This window comes from Ulvibacterium sp., assembly GCF_965248315.1.
Taxonomy (GTDB): domain Bacteria; phylum Bacteroidota; class Bacteroidia; order Flavobacteriales; family Flavobacteriaceae; genus Ulvibacterium.
In genome coordinates this window covers 2,064,021-2,078,074 of the sequence record NZ_CBDFIX010000002.1, presented here as the reverse complement: position 1 = coordinate 2,078,074, position 14,054 = coordinate 2,064,021, and the positions used below count along the sequence as shown (strand labels likewise).

Annotated in this window: 19 protein-coding genes; 5 read left to right on the top strand and 14 right to left on the bottom strand. The window is 41.1% G+C overall.

Annotated elements, in window-relative coordinates; translation table 11 throughout:
- Positions 1-19: 19 nt before the first annotated feature.
- The 3 genes from ACP2AF_RS10520 to ACP2AF_RS10510 are packed head-to-tail and all read left to right on the top strand — an operon-like array spanning position 20 to position 2,640.
- Entirely contained in the window at positions 20-1,027 is a 1,008-nt protein-coding gene (locus ACP2AF_RS10520; RefSeq protein ID WP_425236113.1) for a sensor histidine kinase, read from the top strand.
- Complete coding sequence (locus ACP2AF_RS10515) at positions 1,024-1,722, top strand: LytR/AlgR family response regulator transcription factor (protein ID WP_425236112.1); 699 nt, start codon at positions 1,024-1,026, stop codon at positions 1,720-1,722. Before ACP2AF_RS10520 ends, ACP2AF_RS10515 begins: the two co-directional genes overlap by 4 nt.
- Before the next feature lie 33 nt (positions 1,723-1,755).
- Positions 1,756-2,640, top strand: coding sequence for a dienelactone hydrolase family protein (locus ACP2AF_RS10510; protein WP_425236111.1), 885 nt, complete (start codon positions 1,756-1,758; stop codon positions 2,638-2,640).
- A 44-nt stretch (positions 2,641-2,684) separates the two neighbouring features.
- Here the strand turns inward: ACP2AF_RS10510 and ACP2AF_RS10505 are convergent, their stop codons facing one another.
- Complete coding sequence (locus ACP2AF_RS10505) at positions 2,685-3,527, bottom strand: DNA alkylation repair protein (RefSeq protein ID WP_425236110.1); 843 nt, start codon at positions 3,525-3,527, stop codon at positions 2,685-2,687.
- A 187-nt stretch (positions 3,528-3,714) separates the two neighbouring features.
- On the opposite strand from ACP2AF_RS10505, the gene ACP2AF_RS10500 reads away from it, so the two are divergent.
- Positions 3,715-4,692: a M20/M25/M40 family metallo-hydrolase gene (locus tag ACP2AF_RS10500; protein ID WP_425236109.1), complete on the top strand. Its 978-nt coding sequence runs from the start codon at positions 3,715-3,717 to the stop codon at positions 4,690-4,692.
- 29 nt (positions 4,693-4,721) lie between these two features.
- On the opposite strand, the gene ACP2AF_RS10495 is transcribed toward ACP2AF_RS10500, so the two are convergent.
- From ACP2AF_RS10495 to ACP2AF_RS10475, 5 genes are all read right to left on the bottom strand, one after another.
- Positions 4,722-5,201: a nuclear transport factor 2 family protein gene (locus ACP2AF_RS10495; protein ID WP_425236108.1), complete on the bottom strand. Its 480-nt coding sequence runs from the start codon at positions 5,199-5,201 to the stop codon at positions 4,722-4,724.
- A gap of 140 nt (positions 5,202-5,341) precedes the next feature.
- Positions 5,342-5,800 carry a hypothetical protein gene (locus tag ACP2AF_RS10490; RefSeq protein WP_425236107.1) on the bottom strand — a complete coding sequence of 153 codons (459 nt, stop codon included), beginning with the start codon at positions 5,798-5,800 and terminating at the stop codon, positions 5,342-5,344.
- Positions 5,801-5,872: 72 nt separating this feature from the next.
- Positions 5,873-6,343 (bottom strand): Crp/Fnr family transcriptional regulator, encoded by a 471-nt coding sequence (locus ACP2AF_RS10485; protein WP_425236106.1) that lies wholly within the window; start codon positions 6,341-6,343, stop codon positions 5,873-5,875.
- 139 nt (positions 6,344-6,482) lie between these two features.
- Positions 6,483-6,806 carry a hypothetical protein gene (locus ACP2AF_RS10480; RefSeq protein WP_425236105.1) on the bottom strand — a complete coding sequence of 108 codons (324 nt, stop codon included), beginning with the start codon at positions 6,804-6,806 and terminating at the stop codon, positions 6,483-6,485.
- Entirely contained in the window at positions 6,803-7,654 is an 852-nt protein-coding gene (locus ACP2AF_RS10475) for an MBL fold metallo-hydrolase (protein WP_425236104.1), read from the bottom strand. Before ACP2AF_RS10475 ends, ACP2AF_RS10480 begins: the two co-directional genes overlap by 4 nt.
- A gap of 123 nt (positions 7,655-7,777) precedes the next feature.
- Between ACP2AF_RS10475 and ACP2AF_RS10470 the strand changes: the two genes are divergently transcribed.
- The gene (locus tag ACP2AF_RS10470) at positions 7,778-8,095 is read left to right on the top strand and encodes a winged helix-turn-helix transcriptional regulator (RefSeq protein ID WP_425236103.1); all 318 of its coding nucleotides are present in this window, start codon (positions 7,778-7,780) and stop codon (positions 8,093-8,095) included.
- A gap of 57 nt (positions 8,096-8,152) precedes the next feature.
- Here the strand turns inward: ACP2AF_RS10470 and ACP2AF_RS10465 are convergent, their stop codons facing one another.
- From ACP2AF_RS10465 to ACP2AF_RS10430, 8 genes are all read right to left on the bottom strand, one after another.
- Positions 8,153-9,652 (bottom strand): glycoside hydrolase family 88 protein, encoded by a 1,500-nt coding sequence (locus ACP2AF_RS10465; RefSeq protein ID WP_425236102.1) that lies wholly within the window; start codon positions 9,650-9,652, stop codon positions 8,153-8,155.
- 179 nt (positions 9,653-9,831) lie between these two features.
- Positions 9,832-10,140 (bottom strand): hypothetical protein, encoded by a 309-nt coding sequence (locus tag ACP2AF_RS10460; RefSeq protein WP_425236101.1) that lies wholly within the window; start codon positions 10,138-10,140, stop codon positions 9,832-9,834.
- 115 nt (positions 10,141-10,255) lie between these two features.
- The gene (locus ACP2AF_RS10455) at positions 10,256-10,939 is read right to left on the bottom strand and encodes a helix-turn-helix transcriptional regulator (protein ID WP_425236100.1); all 684 of its coding nucleotides are present in this window, start codon (positions 10,937-10,939) and stop codon (positions 10,256-10,258) included.
- 59 nt (positions 10,940-10,998) lie between these two features.
- Positions 10,999-11,385, bottom strand: coding sequence for a DUF4345 domain-containing protein (locus tag ACP2AF_RS10450; protein WP_425236099.1), 387 nt, complete (start codon positions 11,383-11,385; stop codon positions 10,999-11,001).
- A gap of 60 nt (positions 11,386-11,445) precedes the next feature.
- The gene (locus ACP2AF_RS10445) at positions 11,446-12,162 is read right to left on the bottom strand and encodes a helix-turn-helix transcriptional regulator (protein WP_425236098.1); all 717 of its coding nucleotides are present in this window, start codon (positions 12,160-12,162) and stop codon (positions 11,446-11,448) included.
- 63 nt (positions 12,163-12,225) lie between these two features.
- Positions 12,226-12,678: a nuclear transport factor 2 family protein gene (locus ACP2AF_RS10440; protein WP_425236097.1), complete on the bottom strand. Its 453-nt coding sequence runs from the start codon at positions 12,676-12,678 to the stop codon at positions 12,226-12,228.
- Between the two features lie 38 nt (positions 12,679-12,716).
- On the bottom strand, positions 12,717-13,367 hold the full coding sequence (locus tag ACP2AF_RS10435; RefSeq protein WP_425236096.1) for a hypothetical protein: 651 nt from the start codon (positions 13,365-13,367) through the stop codon (positions 12,717-12,719).
- Positions 13,368-13,397: 30 nt separating this feature from the next.
- Positions 13,398-14,033, bottom strand: a complete 636-nt coding sequence (locus ACP2AF_RS10430; protein WP_425236095.1) for a DUF2306 domain-containing protein — start codon at positions 14,031-14,033, stop codon at positions 13,398-13,400.
- Positions 14,034-14,054 lie beyond the last annotated feature (21 nt).

The window sequence follows — 14,054 nt, the reverse complement described above, 5'->3', positions numbered from 1 at the left end:
TATTCAAATTTCCATTCTTGTGATTTCAAGAAAAGAACTCTTTTTTCAGATTGTATTGCACATCCTGGTGCTGCTATTCTATTCCTTTGATAGGAACAATCCAGGCATTGATGGATTCCAAATATGGTCTTTTTTGAGCTATGCCCTGGCAGCCGCCTTTATAACCTATTATTTAATGCCCCGATTCCTGTACCGAAAAAAACAGTGGGCTTTCTTCGGATGGGTGGCCTTGGTCATTTTTGCTGTGATTTTGATCGAGGAATTCATATTGGAACAAATATTTTTTGCCGGTACCCGTAGGGCCCGGATCTTCCCAGGGATTTATTTTGCCTTATTTGACGTACTGCCGATCATTGTAATTCTATCCGGATTCAAATTTGGATGGGATGCCCTTCAAAAACAGCGACAAATAGACGAGCTCACCAGTACCATCCAAGAAAGCGAACTTCAGTTTTTACGTTCCCAGATCAATCCCCATTTTTTGTTCAACAATTTGAATAATCTCTATTCGCATGCCTTGGAAAATTCGGCCAAGACCCCGGAAATTATTCTTGAGCTTAGCGGGGTACTTCGGTATATGTTGTACGAATGCAAGGAGAAGTTTGTTCCCTTGGCCAAGGAAATAGAACAGCTGCATAATTTCGTAAAGTTGAATAAACTGCAAATCGAGGAACGAGGGGAGGTCAAGTTTAACACGCAAAATATCGCCTCGGACTATAAAATAGCGCCCCTGATTTTAATCGTTTTTATTGAAAATGCCTTTAAGCACAGCCAATCCGGGCAGTCTAGTAATATTACCATTGATATTGATCTACGATTAGAGGGCCATACCTTGAAATTCTATTGTAAAAACAATTTTGAATCATCCGATGCCCTGGATACTGTGGCCAAGGGTATTGGTCTAGAAAACGTAAAAAAACGTTTGCAACTGCTATATCCCAATAAGCATCGACTGGACATCGACCGGAGAAATGGAAATTTTGAAGTGCATTTGGAGCTACAATTGGAAAAAACGAAAGCACAATGAATTGTATCATTATAGAGGATCAGCCACCGGCCCAGCGGATTTTAAAAAAATTCATTGCCGATGTGGGTACCCTAACCCTAAAAGAGGTGTTTTCCGATGCCATTTCGGCCATGGAATTCTTGAAAAAGGAAAAGGTAGATCTGATGTTCCTGGATATTCACCTTCCCAAAATCTCCGGAATAGAATTTTTAAAAACCTTACCCCATCCGCCGCATGTGATATTAACTACTGCATTCCCAGATTATGCCCTGGAAGGATACGATTTAAACGTGGTGGATTACCTTTTAAAGCCTTTCTCGTTTCAACGCTTCCTGCAGGCCATTTCCAAAGTACCTCGTATAAGTCAAATGGATGAAGGCGGTAAAATAACCATGGAAAACAAGCTGAAAAAGGAGATCTACATCAAATCGGGACACGAACACATAAAAATTAGGATAAGCGATATCATCCATATCCAATCAGACGCAGATTATACTGAAATATGTACCCTTAAACGGAAACTGCTGTCCAACGAACCCTTACGGCACTGGATGGATGAACTGGAAGGGCTTCCCTTTTTCCGCGTACATAGATCCTATATCATAAATTCAGAAAAGATCGAACGGATTTCGGGGAATTTGATTTATCTTATAAATCAAAACAAAGTTCCTATCGGAAGGGCCTACAAAGAAGATTTTTTAAAGACTTTGTTATAATCTGGCGAAATAGGCAACATTAAAGACGGTAAAATGGAAAACCTTAAGAAAGAGGACATCAAACAAGAAGTATTTGACCTGTATGATGACTATGCCCACAATAAAATCCAACGTCGGGAATTCATTGAAAAATTAGGGCTCTATGCCGTGGGCGGTATGACCGTTTCTTCGTTGATGAGTTTTTTAATGCCCAACTACGTAGATACTATGCTGGTCAAAAAAAATGATCCCAGATTGGATTCGGATTATATAACCTATAATTCACCCCAAGGCGGTGGAGATATCAAAGGGCTGCTCTCCAAACCCAAGGACGCTAAAGGAACGTTGGGAGGAATCGTCGTAGTCCATGAAAACCGGGGGTTGAACCCCTATATTGAGGATACGGCACGAAGGGCGGCCCTGGACGGGTTCATTACCTTGGCACCCGATGCCTTGACCCCTCTAGGCGGGTATCCTGGCAATGACGATGAAGGGAGGATCCTACAACGAAAAAGGGACCGGAATGAAATGTTGGAGGACTTTATCGCTGCGTATAACTATCTAAAATCACACAAGGATTGTAGCGGAAAAATCGGGGTGGTCGGCTTTTGCTTCGGGGGCTGGATTTCCAATATGATGGCCGTAAAAATACCGGACCTGGCCGCGGCCGTTCCTTTTTATGGAGGACAGCCCAAAGAGGATATCGATCAAATTAATGCACCCCTTATGCTTCAGTTTGCCGGATTGGATACCCGGGTAAATGCGGGTTGGCCAGCTTACGAAGAAGCCTTAAAAGCCCTTGGGAAGGAATATAAGGCGTTCATGTATCCGGATGTAAACCATGGCTTTCACAATACCAGCACGCCGCGATACGACAAGGAGGCAGCGGAACTGGCCTGGCAAAGAACGATCGACTTTTTTAAGGAGAAGTTGAATTGACCGGAGTGTGTGGTGGTTTGGGCGATAGGAATTTTGGCATCCTATTATTTTGCCCTTGTACGAAGTTCCAGGGCCTTCTCCACATTTTTTTTCGCCGGATGCCTCAAAGCATGACGAATGACCCATTTTAGCTCCTTGGAAGCATCCTTAAGCCAGCTTTCACACAATTGCAAGGCCAAATCCAGATTGTCCTTGGCAATATCCCCAACATGGTTTGCCACGCTTCGCCTTACATAAAGGTTTTCATCATTCTTTAATTTTTCTAGAATCGGCAAAGAGGGATTTGGGTCTTCCACCAATAAACTGATTTTTTGTGCCCAAGGTAATCTAGGTCTGGTCCCTTCCGAACACAGTCTTCGTACATGCGGATCTGGGTCGTTCATCCAATCATACAAAACGGAAAATGTTCGATCGGGTTGGTCGATAATAAAGGTGCGGATCGAAAACTCCGAAGAAAACCGTTTTGTCAGTTCGTATTGTGCCTTCATAGAAATGGCAAAGGGATCTTCATTGTTATTATAATTTCTGTCCAGGCCATATTGTTCCACAAAACTTACATGGGGCAAATAGAACATTCCGGACAGTCCCAGGTTTTCCGTATCCTGTAAGGGTGGGGTAAGTGATGCCAATAGTACGGCAATCGCCTCTGAATAGGTATTGGGCAAATACTTTTTTAATACCTCCGCTATCTTTAAACCGCGTTCCTTAAGGGTTAGAGGTTCTATATGGGATATCGCTTCCTTAACAAAGGACTGTTTATCAAAAGTTTTGTACACCAAGTTCAAATTGCTTCCCAACTGCGTAATTGCTGGCCTGTCCAGAACAAGTTTCAAGGGGACACCTTTCTGAATGGAATTTGGAGCTTCCGGTAATCTTAATTGGGTCATACTTTTTTCTTAAGTTGGACAGAGAGATTTACAGTGGTCTCTTGCACATGTATTGCAATACCCTTAAAAGCTACAATATACTTCTCTCTATTCCAAAAACCTTCTTCTGCTCATTTAAGTTTTTTTACCTACCGATGAAACGAATGGGAAAAACCGGACTCATTAAAGGGAACCCTAATGCATTTTTATGATGATTTTAAATCAAAGAATCTCGTGGAGTTTCATATTACTGGTATTACCATTTGTACTCCATACACAGTCCAAGGAAAATATAAGGACCCATACCGAATTTCTAGCTTCGGATAAATTGGAAGGTCGGGGAACCGGCAGCCGGGGAATCCGCCTTGCCGCAAACTATATCGCCGAGCAGTTGAAGTCAATAGGGCTTCAGCCTATTAATGGTAACTCTTTTTACCAAAAATTTCCATTTCCCGGGGAAGCAGAAATGGAATCCAATGTAGTAGGATTTATCAAGGCCGGTACCGCAAGCAAAAAATCAGTAGTGTTTATGGCACATTATGACGGTCTGGGCATACAAAAAGAAGAAGGCCAAAAAGATACCATATATAACGGTGCACGGGATAATGCCGTGGGGGTCGCCGCACTGCTGGAACTTGCCCGGAAATTCAAAAACGCCGGCACTCCAAGGTATAACTTGGTTTTCGTAGCAACTGCGGGTGAGGAACTTGGTCTTCATGGAAGCAAATTTTATGTAGACCATCCCATTTTTCCAAGTGAGGACATTATAATTTGTCTAAATATCGATGGCTTTAATGTTTCCGGACCGCGGGAGGATTATTTTATTTTTCCCAGACAGGGAGTCGATTTTATTGATGAAGTCAAAACGATACTAAATCCCTTGGGTTGGTATTATATCAGTCCTGATTGGGTAGATGATCTGAACGCGAATTTTGATACGGCATCATTCCTTAAAAAAGGAATTCCGGCATTGACACTTTGGACTGGGAATCGTTTAAAAGGAGGTAAAATTGCAGAACCTCTTGGTTTGGGAGGGATACATACCCCGCAAGACGAAATCAATGACAATTGGAATTGGGATGGCGTTGAGGACCATCTTCAGCTATACAAACATATTGCGGATTATTTTCTGGAGCATCCTGATGGAATTAGCGTAACCGATCCAACCTTGTTCATAAAACCGTAGCACCCAATGAATATTCGCAATAAACCGTTTCACTCTTCCGTGATGGGAGAGCTATGCGTGGCTATAGCCCTGATTTTCCCATCCTTTTTTTGATATACATCAGTAAAACGAAGTGCCAACTTTGTGGTGTCCTTACCTGAATTTCCGACGATTACCATTCTTTCCGATCCTCGGACCACTGCAACATCATCATAAAGACGAACATACAAACCTTCATAAGTAATGTCCTCAAATGTATAGTCTGCATTGGCAAATTCGGTAATGGTAGCATCCTTATCCGATACCGTGCCATCCGGGGAACCGGAGTACACCCAAGATTCATCAAGGATTTCCTGCAACGGAGTTGCATCACCGGCCAGATAGGCCTCCGTCCATTGATGTAGCAAACCCAGGGCTTCTTCTTCCGTTATTTTATCCACAACCGTTTTTGGTGCTTCATCGGGTTTCTTCGCATCCTTACAGGAACCAGCCATAATTACCAAAACCATACAGGTCATTACTTGTTTCATATATACCAGATTTTTGAGCAGTTATCGCCTTATCCCGAGATTTCCCCATGCGATTTTTCGCGATCAAAAGATACTAAAAAAGCGCAAACTAAATAGTTTGCGCTATTGCCGCTATTATCCAATATGTTATATGCTGATTTTTATTCCGCCCTATCCGGCTTCTTATTTTTGAATAAGGCATAAAAACTAGTGATAATGGCCAATGATGAGACTATGGTCATAACCGTTCCTGGAAAGAACTTTACATAGTTCCCCAAATCCATGAAAATGAAATAGCCCAAATCCGCTAGACCTCCGGTTATTGCGGCCAAAAAAACAGCATTTTTATTTCCCTTCCAAATATAGAATGCGGCTAAAAAAGTTACCAGTCCAATCCAAAATAAATTGAATCCATGTTGTCCAATGACGGCTCCAGCGGCTTTGGGATAGTCCATTTGCAATATGCTTGGGTCAACGGCATCGGCAATTCCAATAATCGAGGCCGAAATATCATCGGTCAATACACCTTTCATTGTCATTATCCCGGCAAGCACATGTACCAAACCCCAAATAATCCATAGGATGGAAGATATCTTGAATAAAACTGATATGATTTTCATTAGAATAGATTTTAAAAATCAAATATCCTACATCTCATGGGGTTACGCATTAATGTAGATTAAGAAATGGCGTTAGGATTTGCGCATTCTTTCAGTTTTAACTTTGCTTAATGCCTCAGGGGTTATCCCCAAATAAGAGGCTATCATACGCTGTGGAATTCTTTTTGTAATTTCCGGATACGTCTCAATGAAATCCTGATAGCGTTCTATGGCGGAAGAACTCATTAACATGAGCACCCTTTTTTGAAGGACCCACAGTCTTTTTACCAAAGGGCCCACATTTTCACCTTCGTTGTTTATGTCCTTGTTTCTAATAATAATGCTGGAATCTTCGAGGGCATCTATGTACAAACCCGTTTGCAATTCGGGAGGAATGTTATCGGCGATGACCCAACCCTCGGGAGCGAACATAAAGATATGTTCCTTTCCTTTTTTGTCGATGGTGTAACTCCGTAACAAACCCGACTTTACTACATAGATTTTGCTATTAAACTCTCCGGGTTTTTGTAGAATTTCCCCTTTTTTTAGCGTTATCTTATGCATTGGCTGCAAGTATGAAAATGGTATTCAAATATCTTATGTATTAGCGGCAGGGGCGTTTGTGATTACAAGATACTCTAATTATACAAAAAACGGTTTGGGCGTTTTCCCAAACCGTCGTTACCTGTACGGATGCATTTCCTTATTTTTCCAAGGTCTTCGTTAATCTGATATGATTTCCAAACCTAGATACCTCCAGAGAACCATTTGAGATTATAAAGGTGTTATGGGTCCAAGTATCCAAATCGTAGCCCGTATTCTGCTTTGCGAGCTTACAAACCAATTTATTATAGTGCTTTACGCACTCGATGGAACTTTTAAACTTGATTTCTTCTATAGTCGTGATGGTTTTATTGGACTCGATCTTGCTGAAATGGATTCTTTCACCAACCACAAGTTCTCCTTTGTTTTGAGGATAAAAGAGGGTAAGAACCATCACGAATAGCCCAAATGTTATCAGTATCATCCATTTGCTTTTAAGCTAAAGTGGTAATCCACGCTGTACGCTAGCAAGAAATCAGATTGTTCCCAATCGGGATACAAAGCTTTCATTTTAGTAAGGGCGTCCTCTTTTGTTGTTTCATTTACTACGGAAGCCTCAAAATCGGAAATGTATTTTAGCACAACATCAAATAGTTGAATATCAGAGGATGCTCCATGCCCCGGATAAATTATCAAATCTGTATCTTGATAACGGGCCTTAAAGGTTTCGAGTTGTGCCTTCCAATTGGCTATATGGGCCGCGTCTACCCCTTGCCCGAGCCATAGATGCACTCCGTTATAACAGAAATCTGAAGTAAAGAGAGCATTTAGATCCTTGGAGTACACCGTAGTCAAGTGTTCTGCCTCTGCTGGATTGTAGTCATTGCTCAATTCTAAAGTACCCCCTCCTTCCAAGGTAATACTACCGTTATCGAGCACCTCTATTTGGTTTTCGTAATCAAATCCGGTTGGGTTCTCCTCGGATTTTGGTTTTAAATTAGGTTCGTTGTCCAGCCAGCCGATGCTTTCCATCCATTTGCTGAAACCAATGATGTCCTGTTTTACTTCCGGAATGGACACCACTATCTTGGCCTCGGGAAATTCTCTTTTAAGGCAATCCATTCCTATATAATGGTCGGGGTGCCCATGAGTGATCAAGATATGGGTGAGTGGCAATCCTTTTGATTTGATGTACTGTGCCAATTCCAGGGCTTCTTTTGAGTTACGCAGCACGTCCATGACCACTATGGATTTGGTATTGTTGAAGATATAACTGTTTACGGAGGCCTCTTTGCCTTTGAATACCTCTACCTGTAGATTATTGTTTTTCATAATATATCAGTTTCTTTAGGTAACTATGTTTATTTATGTAACTTTGTGTGGCAAAGATATGGCCTAGAATTCCTGATTCGGAAGCAACAATGCTGTTTGTAGTAACCTGCAAGTAACCACAAAATGAGGTATGTCTACAATAATCCCGAGAATTGCCCTGTTACCAAGATAATGTCCGTCTTGGGCGGAAGGTGGAAATTCATCATACTCTACACTATCCGGAAGTCGGCCAAACGTTTTGGGCAGATCAATCATTTCATTCCGAGTATCAGCAATAAGGTCTTAACGGAACAATTACGTGAGCTGGAACAGGATGGCATTATTGAAAGACGCGTGTTAACGGATAGGATCCCGGTAAATGTCGAATACAGTTTAAGCAAAAAAGGCAAGGAATTAATACCTATCATTGAATTAATGGAACAATGGGGCGAGAACATGTAATTACATAAACTGAATTACATGGACAGTATCGGTGGTTGTTTATAACATTTTGTCGAACTAGTTTACCGGTGGGGCCAATTCGGCAAGAAGTTGTGCAAATAAACCCATACCCCAATTACATAGAGATCCGTTTGTTTCTCTTTGAAATTCAAGGCCACCTTTGTTTTCCTCGGCAACACCATCTAGAAAGCCATCGAGCGTTAGTCTTTTTTCTACCCCTTTCATTGCCAATAATGCCGATGCTTCCGCATCTTTCCCTAACCATCCTCTTCGCACTCCAATGGCCATTGCCGTGGCCACACCGCTTGTGCCCGATGTTTCCGGTGCGGTCTCGGGATCTCCCGCAAAGACCGTCCACATTCCATCCGCTCCTTGAATGGAAATCAAATAGTCGGTTGCCCGTTGTAACTCTTCAATTAGGTCCTTTGGAGGATTTGGAAGGGCATCCAATGTTTTTGCAAGCCCCAATACATACCAGGTCAATCCCCTGGACCACATCGGGAATGTTCTTTCCTGTGTTTCGAAATTATATCTAAGCCAAATAGCACCCCGTTCGTCCACCAGGTATTTGCGACGCAACCTTAGCTGATGGATAGCTTCATTCGCTAATTCGGGCCTATCCAATTGTTCTGCAATAACGGCCAATGGCCATGCCACAGTATAATTTCCCTCGGCAACAATTTTATTTCCATTCTTAATCACCCCAATGGAATCGGTTTTACTTTTCCAATAGTCCAAAACGGAATTGATTTCGGGGTGATCCGGTTTCCATAATGCCAATTGGGCGAGGCAAGAGGTAAACTCCATCCCTATCTTTTCGTAATCATGATTTATGCCTTCGTCATCCGGGAAAATAACCGATAGATGTTTTTCAAGGTTTTTTTTATATCGCATCCCATCCTCTGCTGTTTCGGATAACCGGGCTATTCCATCAATTACGCAACCTTCTTGCCATCCGTACTCGGTAAGGCAGGCCAAGGAAGCCATTTTATCCAAAAACTCCTCACGGGTCGGCCGGTTGCCTGGCAATAGCAAATGGGGTAAGAAGTTGTCCAAATTATGTTCTGTTTGAGTGATTACCCCTACCGGTAATCCTTTTCCTTTTAACCGAACTTTCAATCCATTCTCAAGGACATCTGATACATATTCCTCCTGTATTTTACATTGTACCAACTGAAATGGCGTCCCTAAGGACAAATCCATTGAATCTATCAGTACATTGCCCATTGTGTACACTGAAAACTTTTGAAAGGTATTTAGATCCGAAACCAGGGTAAGCCTAAAAGAAGTACTGTCCTTAAATAATGTACTGGCTACATTATCCCATTTTAGAATTAATTCGCTATTGGAAGAATCAGGGTAAATTGTGGCGGATTCATAGTTCATTTTTACTCCGCCTATTTTATCCCCCTTAAATCGCGCGTAATTACCTGTTATCTTGGGAACGAAATAAGAAGCTGCTTCCTTTCGATTATCCGTTGGTGTTTTTATGTCTTGTTCGCAACCAGATCCCACATTACTAAAAACAATGGTTATTACCATGATAAGACATCTCATTCCAGTTAAATATTTCATTTCGTGTGTAGCATTTGAAAATACAACCAACAGGTTCGCGTATATGTGGTAGCCAGCTAAAGGCAAACCTTTTTATTTTGACAATTTGCGGATAATATAAAAAAAAAGCGGTTTAGGTCAGTGCCCAAACCGCTATAACTCCAATACCGTTTTGTAGCCGACTAATCCGTACTATTAAAAACTTCAAAGTGTTGAAAACTCATTCCCCTTTCATCGATTGTACTAAATATCTCCTCGAGGTCCTTGTTTTTCATAGCTTTTTCCGAAGCTGCCCTGGCAGAAGTAAGGTCCGTCCATAGTACGATATCCAAGAACTTTCCGTCATCGGCCAATGAAGTCTTTCTGGAGATAAATCCGGGTTGATCTTTTATAAAACCATTAAGCCTTGTAATGGATTCTTTTGCTTCTTCCGTGCTAATACCTTCCTTGGATTTCCATAACACCATTTCTAAAACTTGAGCTCGTTTCATTTTACTTTTTTTGTGCCTGACAGGCTGTACCCATAAGCCGTCAAAACTGTTAAACCTGTAATCATTTTTTCTCATAGTTCAAAAGTAAAGTGAGCTAGTGACAGCCCTATGTCAACTAGACCTGGAAACGTCCAAAATAATTTTGCCAGCTGAACTGCAGATTGGGTTCAAAAGTCTCAGAAGTAACTGTTAATCGATCGATTCTGTCCAATCTAAATTCTCTGAACTCACCCCGAAGTCGGCAATGAGCGATGGTGACCCACAGATTATTGGTAAAATAAACAGCCTGAGGTTCGATCTTTCGATGGGTCAACTCTTCCTTATAAATAGATCGGTAGGAAATATCGAGTACTTTTTTATGGGAAATAGCTTTTTGTATTTCGGACAACCCATTACTTTCAATCACCTTACCCTTAACAAAACTAAAGGTACGGTCTGCGAGGAATTCAATATGGTCCTTCTGAAAGCTTCTCAGGGTCGATTTTATTTTGGTAATGACCGAATCATAATTTTTAGATAACGATCTATCCCCCTGCCTCTTTATGAATTCTTCGGAAACGATCAAGGCATTTGCTTCATCCTCGGTCAACGAGACCGGAGGTAGCCGATACCCATCGACTATATAATAGCCGACCCCATTTTCCGAACCAATGGGCACACCGGCATCTTGTAACGTTTTAATGTCCCTGTAAACGGTTCGCAAACTAATCTCAAACCGTCCGGCAATTTCCTTTGCGGTAACTATTTTTTTTGACTGTAATTGAATTAAAATTGCCGTTATTCTGGTAAGCCTGTTCATCTGCCCCGATTAAATCGTAATGTTTATAGCTTGTGTTTTTTATAGATCGATTCAAATTTCTAAACCCAGGTGTTCACCGAGCCAAAAACATTTGCTATACCCAAAACAATTTCAAACCAAATACCTTGGATTATCTTTTTATTTGGTTTCCCATCAACAGCCATACTAATAAACCTACCTAGTGCAAATCCAAGAAAAATCAATCCTGCCACCACATATGACGTAAGGGTTAAACTTGGTATGATCGTTCCCAAAAGAATAATAATTCCTCCGCAGAGCATTACGGAACTTACGCCCCGCATTTCATTTAACAGGTTGACCTCGTTTGGTAAGGTAATTCCAGAATTTTCCAAATAGTTCTTTATGGGGTTACTTAAACGCATTGCACCTACATAAAGTAACATAAGGCTTGATACCGAGAGGATAACGATTTTCACAATTTCCATTTTTATTGTTTTTAAGATTGCTTCACGGTAAAACTAAAATGGAGTTGTGACAGAGATGTGTCAGGGGTATTGTTGATTTTTTATGTATTTCTCAAAATACTCCTGTATCGTCATATTATGTGGACTAAAGGTTTCGTTTTCTACCACAAGTTTCTTGATGAAATCTATTCTGAAATGTCTAAAATCGTTACGTAACCGGCAAAAGGCAATTAACAGGAAATCTCCATTGATACTATAGATCGCAAATGGCTCAATGTGTCTAGTGGTCCTTTTATCTTGCAAAGAAAGATAATCGATGGTCAAGACTTTATATTGGGTAATGGCCGATTGTATCTGCATTAGGTTACTGCTCGACTTCTTTACACGCTGATGACCTCCAAAGTAGATTCTACCTGCCAACAAATCCGCATTTCCCTTTTGGGAATACCTCAAAATAGCTTTTATTTTTTCAATGGCACTGGAAACATTTTCGCTCAACGATCGATCTTTGTTGTGAATCGCTAATTGCTCTACGGTAATCAGGGCATTGGCCTCATCTTCCGTAAAGAGGACGGGTGGAAGGTGGTACCCCTCCATAATGGAATATCCCTTACCTTCTTCCGTAACAATGGGTATCCCAGATTTTTCAAGGGTACGGATGTCCCTGTAGATGGTCCGTATACTTACGTTATGCTTTTCGGCCAGGTATTTTGCGGTAATAAGCCTTTTGGATTGCAACTGCGTAATAATGGCCGTTAATCTCGAAAGTCTGGGTTTTTCCTTTTCTTCCATTTTCATTTAATCTGCCTTTGGCTAAAGCGTCCAGTGTAAAGTGCGTTTTACATACAGCTGCGCTATATATTAATGGTTCCCGGAATCATTGAATTGCCACAATACATTTACCAGTTGCCATTTTCCGTTCAGTTTTACGATGTGCATATAATCGATCCAGTCATCTGCTATAAGCTTTACCGAGGCGGTTTTATCATAAATATCAAGAATAATGACCTCCTTTTTTGGATTCTCCGGAAATTGGTGCCCGTCTTGGTTATAGGTCTCGGCAAGCAAGATCATGGCATCGGTAAAGGTTTCCCGTAGATACTCCTTCCCTGTTTTCTTGTCCGTCCAAAAAGTTCTTTTGACCATTCTTGGGTGAGCGGCCCGTTCAAATTGTTCAGGTTTCACGTTATGTTGGGATTCGATATAATCCAGCGCAACCTGTTTAATCTCCAGGGAGTCCTTTGGGGTCTGTCCCTGAATAGAAAAAGTAAAGAGTAAAAAAACGGCTATAGCAAAGATACCAGATGATTTCATTTTCGATGTTGTTTTTGATTTTGATTCGATTCTAGGCTTTAATGTATTTGTGTTTTAATATCCAGATTTTCCAAAATTTCCTTGTCTCCACCGTTAAGTCCAACATGGAACATGGCTTCTGCCAACTCTGTTGATGTAATGCTATAGCGTTCGCCAAAGAGTTTAAGCAATGGATATAATACTCTGAGTATCCTATATCCGAAATTCGGCTCCTTTCTTGGTTTCACCGGATAAATGTATGCCGGTCTAAAACTATAAAACCTAAGGTTTAAATTGGAAATTTGGTTTTCGGCCATTCCTTTGTAACGTGCAAAGGAAGTTTTGCTCTTTTCTGTCCTATCCGCTCCTGCCCCACTTAATAGACATAGTGTCGCCCCAGGACTATTATTCTCCAAGGTCTTGGCAAATTCAACCGCATAATTCACAGTGATTTTTTTAAACAACTCGTCGGAAACTTGTCCCGTGTAGGCCCCAAGACAGAAGAAAGCAATCTCTACATCTTTAAACAAACTGTTGTGTTTATGGTAGTCCTCAAAATCCTGAACCATTATTTCCGTGAGTTTGGCATGCCTTTGCCCGGTTTGTTTTCGAACCAGGCTAATTACTTCGGTTATCTTATCAGCGTTCAAACAACTCTTCAAAACCAAACCTCCTATCATTCCCGTGCTTCCTGTAATGATTGTCCTCATGAATTTTTAAATTATACAATTGGCCCATCGCTACGCTTGGAGAAGCTGCTTTCTCCAAACCAACCAAAATTCCACTAATATCAATGGATACACCCAACAAATCCACTCATAAACGGTCCTTCTCATCTCATTATCCTCAATGAAACTGAACAAACCCGTAAATTCATGTACGCCAGGGAGTAAACGGATAAATACAAAAGCAAGACCGCAAACATAGCTTCTTAGCATAAATTCCTTGTGCCTTAGAACATTGCGTTTTCGTATAAACCGGTATGCCGCGATGGTAGTAAATAGCCATATGGCGGCCAACAGACCCAATGAGGGAATTGCTCCGGGCAACTCATAGGTTGTTGCCAATAGCACATAAACCGTAATTGCCGATACAATAGAGCCTATGATATAAAAACGACCGGCGAATCTGTGAAATTTGGGGTATTTTTTCCTGATTTGCGAAACAAACTGAAGCGGGCCAATAAATAGGGTAAAAGCAGCAAATCCAAAATGGGCGATTATCCACCACCTAAATTGCAAGCGGATTGCACTATATTCACTGGTATCTGCAAAAAGATAAAAACTGATATCCCGTTGGTAATAGTAAATCGAAAAGGCAATCACAACCAGAAGAAGTAGAATCAGCCCAAAATTATTTTTAGTTCTTCTCTTCATTTGTTTGAATTGGAGACAATG

Bases quoted from the DNA above. Each gene is read 5' to 3' on its own strand.
- ACP2AF_RS10515 (WP_425236112.1), top strand. From the start codon at position 1,024: ATGAATTGTATCATTATAGAGGATCAGCCACCGGCCCAGCGGATTTTA.
- ACP2AF_RS10475 (WP_425236104.1), bottom strand. From the start codon at position 7,654: ATGAAAAACAATAATCTACAGGTAGAGGTATTCAAAGGCAAAGAGGCC.
- ACP2AF_RS10450 (WP_425236099.1), bottom strand. From the start codon at position 11,385: ATGGAAATTGTGAAAATCGTTATCCTCTCGGTATCAAGCCTTATGTTA.
- ACP2AF_RS10460 (WP_425236101.1), bottom strand. From the start codon at position 10,140: ATGAAACGAGCTCAAGTTTTAGAAATGGTGTTATGGAAATCCAAGGAA.
- ACP2AF_RS10510 (WP_425236111.1), top strand. From the start codon at position 1,756: ATGGAAAACCTTAAGAAAGAGGACATCAAACAAGAAGTATTTGACCTG.
- ACP2AF_RS10500 (WP_425236109.1), top strand. From the start codon at position 3,715: ATGATGATTTTAAATCAAAGAATCTCGTGGAGTTTCATATTACTGGTA.
- ACP2AF_RS10505 (WP_425236110.1), bottom strand. From the start codon at position 3,527: ATGACCCAATTAAGATTACCGGAAGCTCCAAATTCCATTCAGAAAGGT.
- ACP2AF_RS10490 (WP_425236107.1), bottom strand. From the start codon at position 5,800: ATGAAAATCATATCAGTTTTATTCAAGATATCTTCCATCCTATGGATT.
- ACP2AF_RS10445 (WP_425236098.1), bottom strand. From the start codon at position 12,162: ATGAAAATGGAAGAAAAGGAAAAACCCAGACTTTCGAGATTAACGGCC.
- ACP2AF_RS10440 (WP_425236097.1), bottom strand. From the start codon at position 12,678: ATGAAATCATCTGGTATCTTTGCTATAGCCGTTTTTTTACTCTTTACT.
- ACP2AF_RS10435 (WP_425236096.1), bottom strand. From the start codon at position 13,367: ATGAGGACAATCATTACAGGAAGCACGGGAATGATAGGAGGTTTGGTT.
- ACP2AF_RS10455 (WP_425236100.1), bottom strand. From the start codon at position 10,939: ATGAACAGGCTTACCAGAATAACGGCAATTTTAATTCAATTACAGTCA.
- ACP2AF_RS10430 (WP_425236095.1), bottom strand. From the start codon at position 14,033: ATGAAGAGAAGAACTAAAAATAATTTTGGGCTGATTCTACTTCTTCTG.
- ACP2AF_RS10480 (WP_425236105.1), bottom strand. From the start codon at position 6,806: ATGATACTGATAACATTTGGGCTATTCGTGATGGTTCTTACCCTCTTT.
- ACP2AF_RS10485 (WP_425236106.1), bottom strand. From the start codon at position 6,343: ATGCATAAGATAACGCTAAAAAAAGGGGAAATTCTACAAAAACCCGGA.
- ACP2AF_RS10470 (WP_425236103.1), top strand. From the start codon at position 7,778: ATGAGGTATGTCTACAATAATCCCGAGAATTGCCCTGTTACCAAGATA.
- ACP2AF_RS10465 (WP_425236102.1), bottom strand. From the start codon at position 9,652: ATGAGATGTCTTATCATGGTAATAACCATTGTTTTTAGTAATGTGGGA.
- ACP2AF_RS10495 (WP_425236108.1), bottom strand. From the start codon at position 5,201: ATGAAACAAGTAATGACCTGTATGGTTTTGGTAATTATGGCTGGTTCC.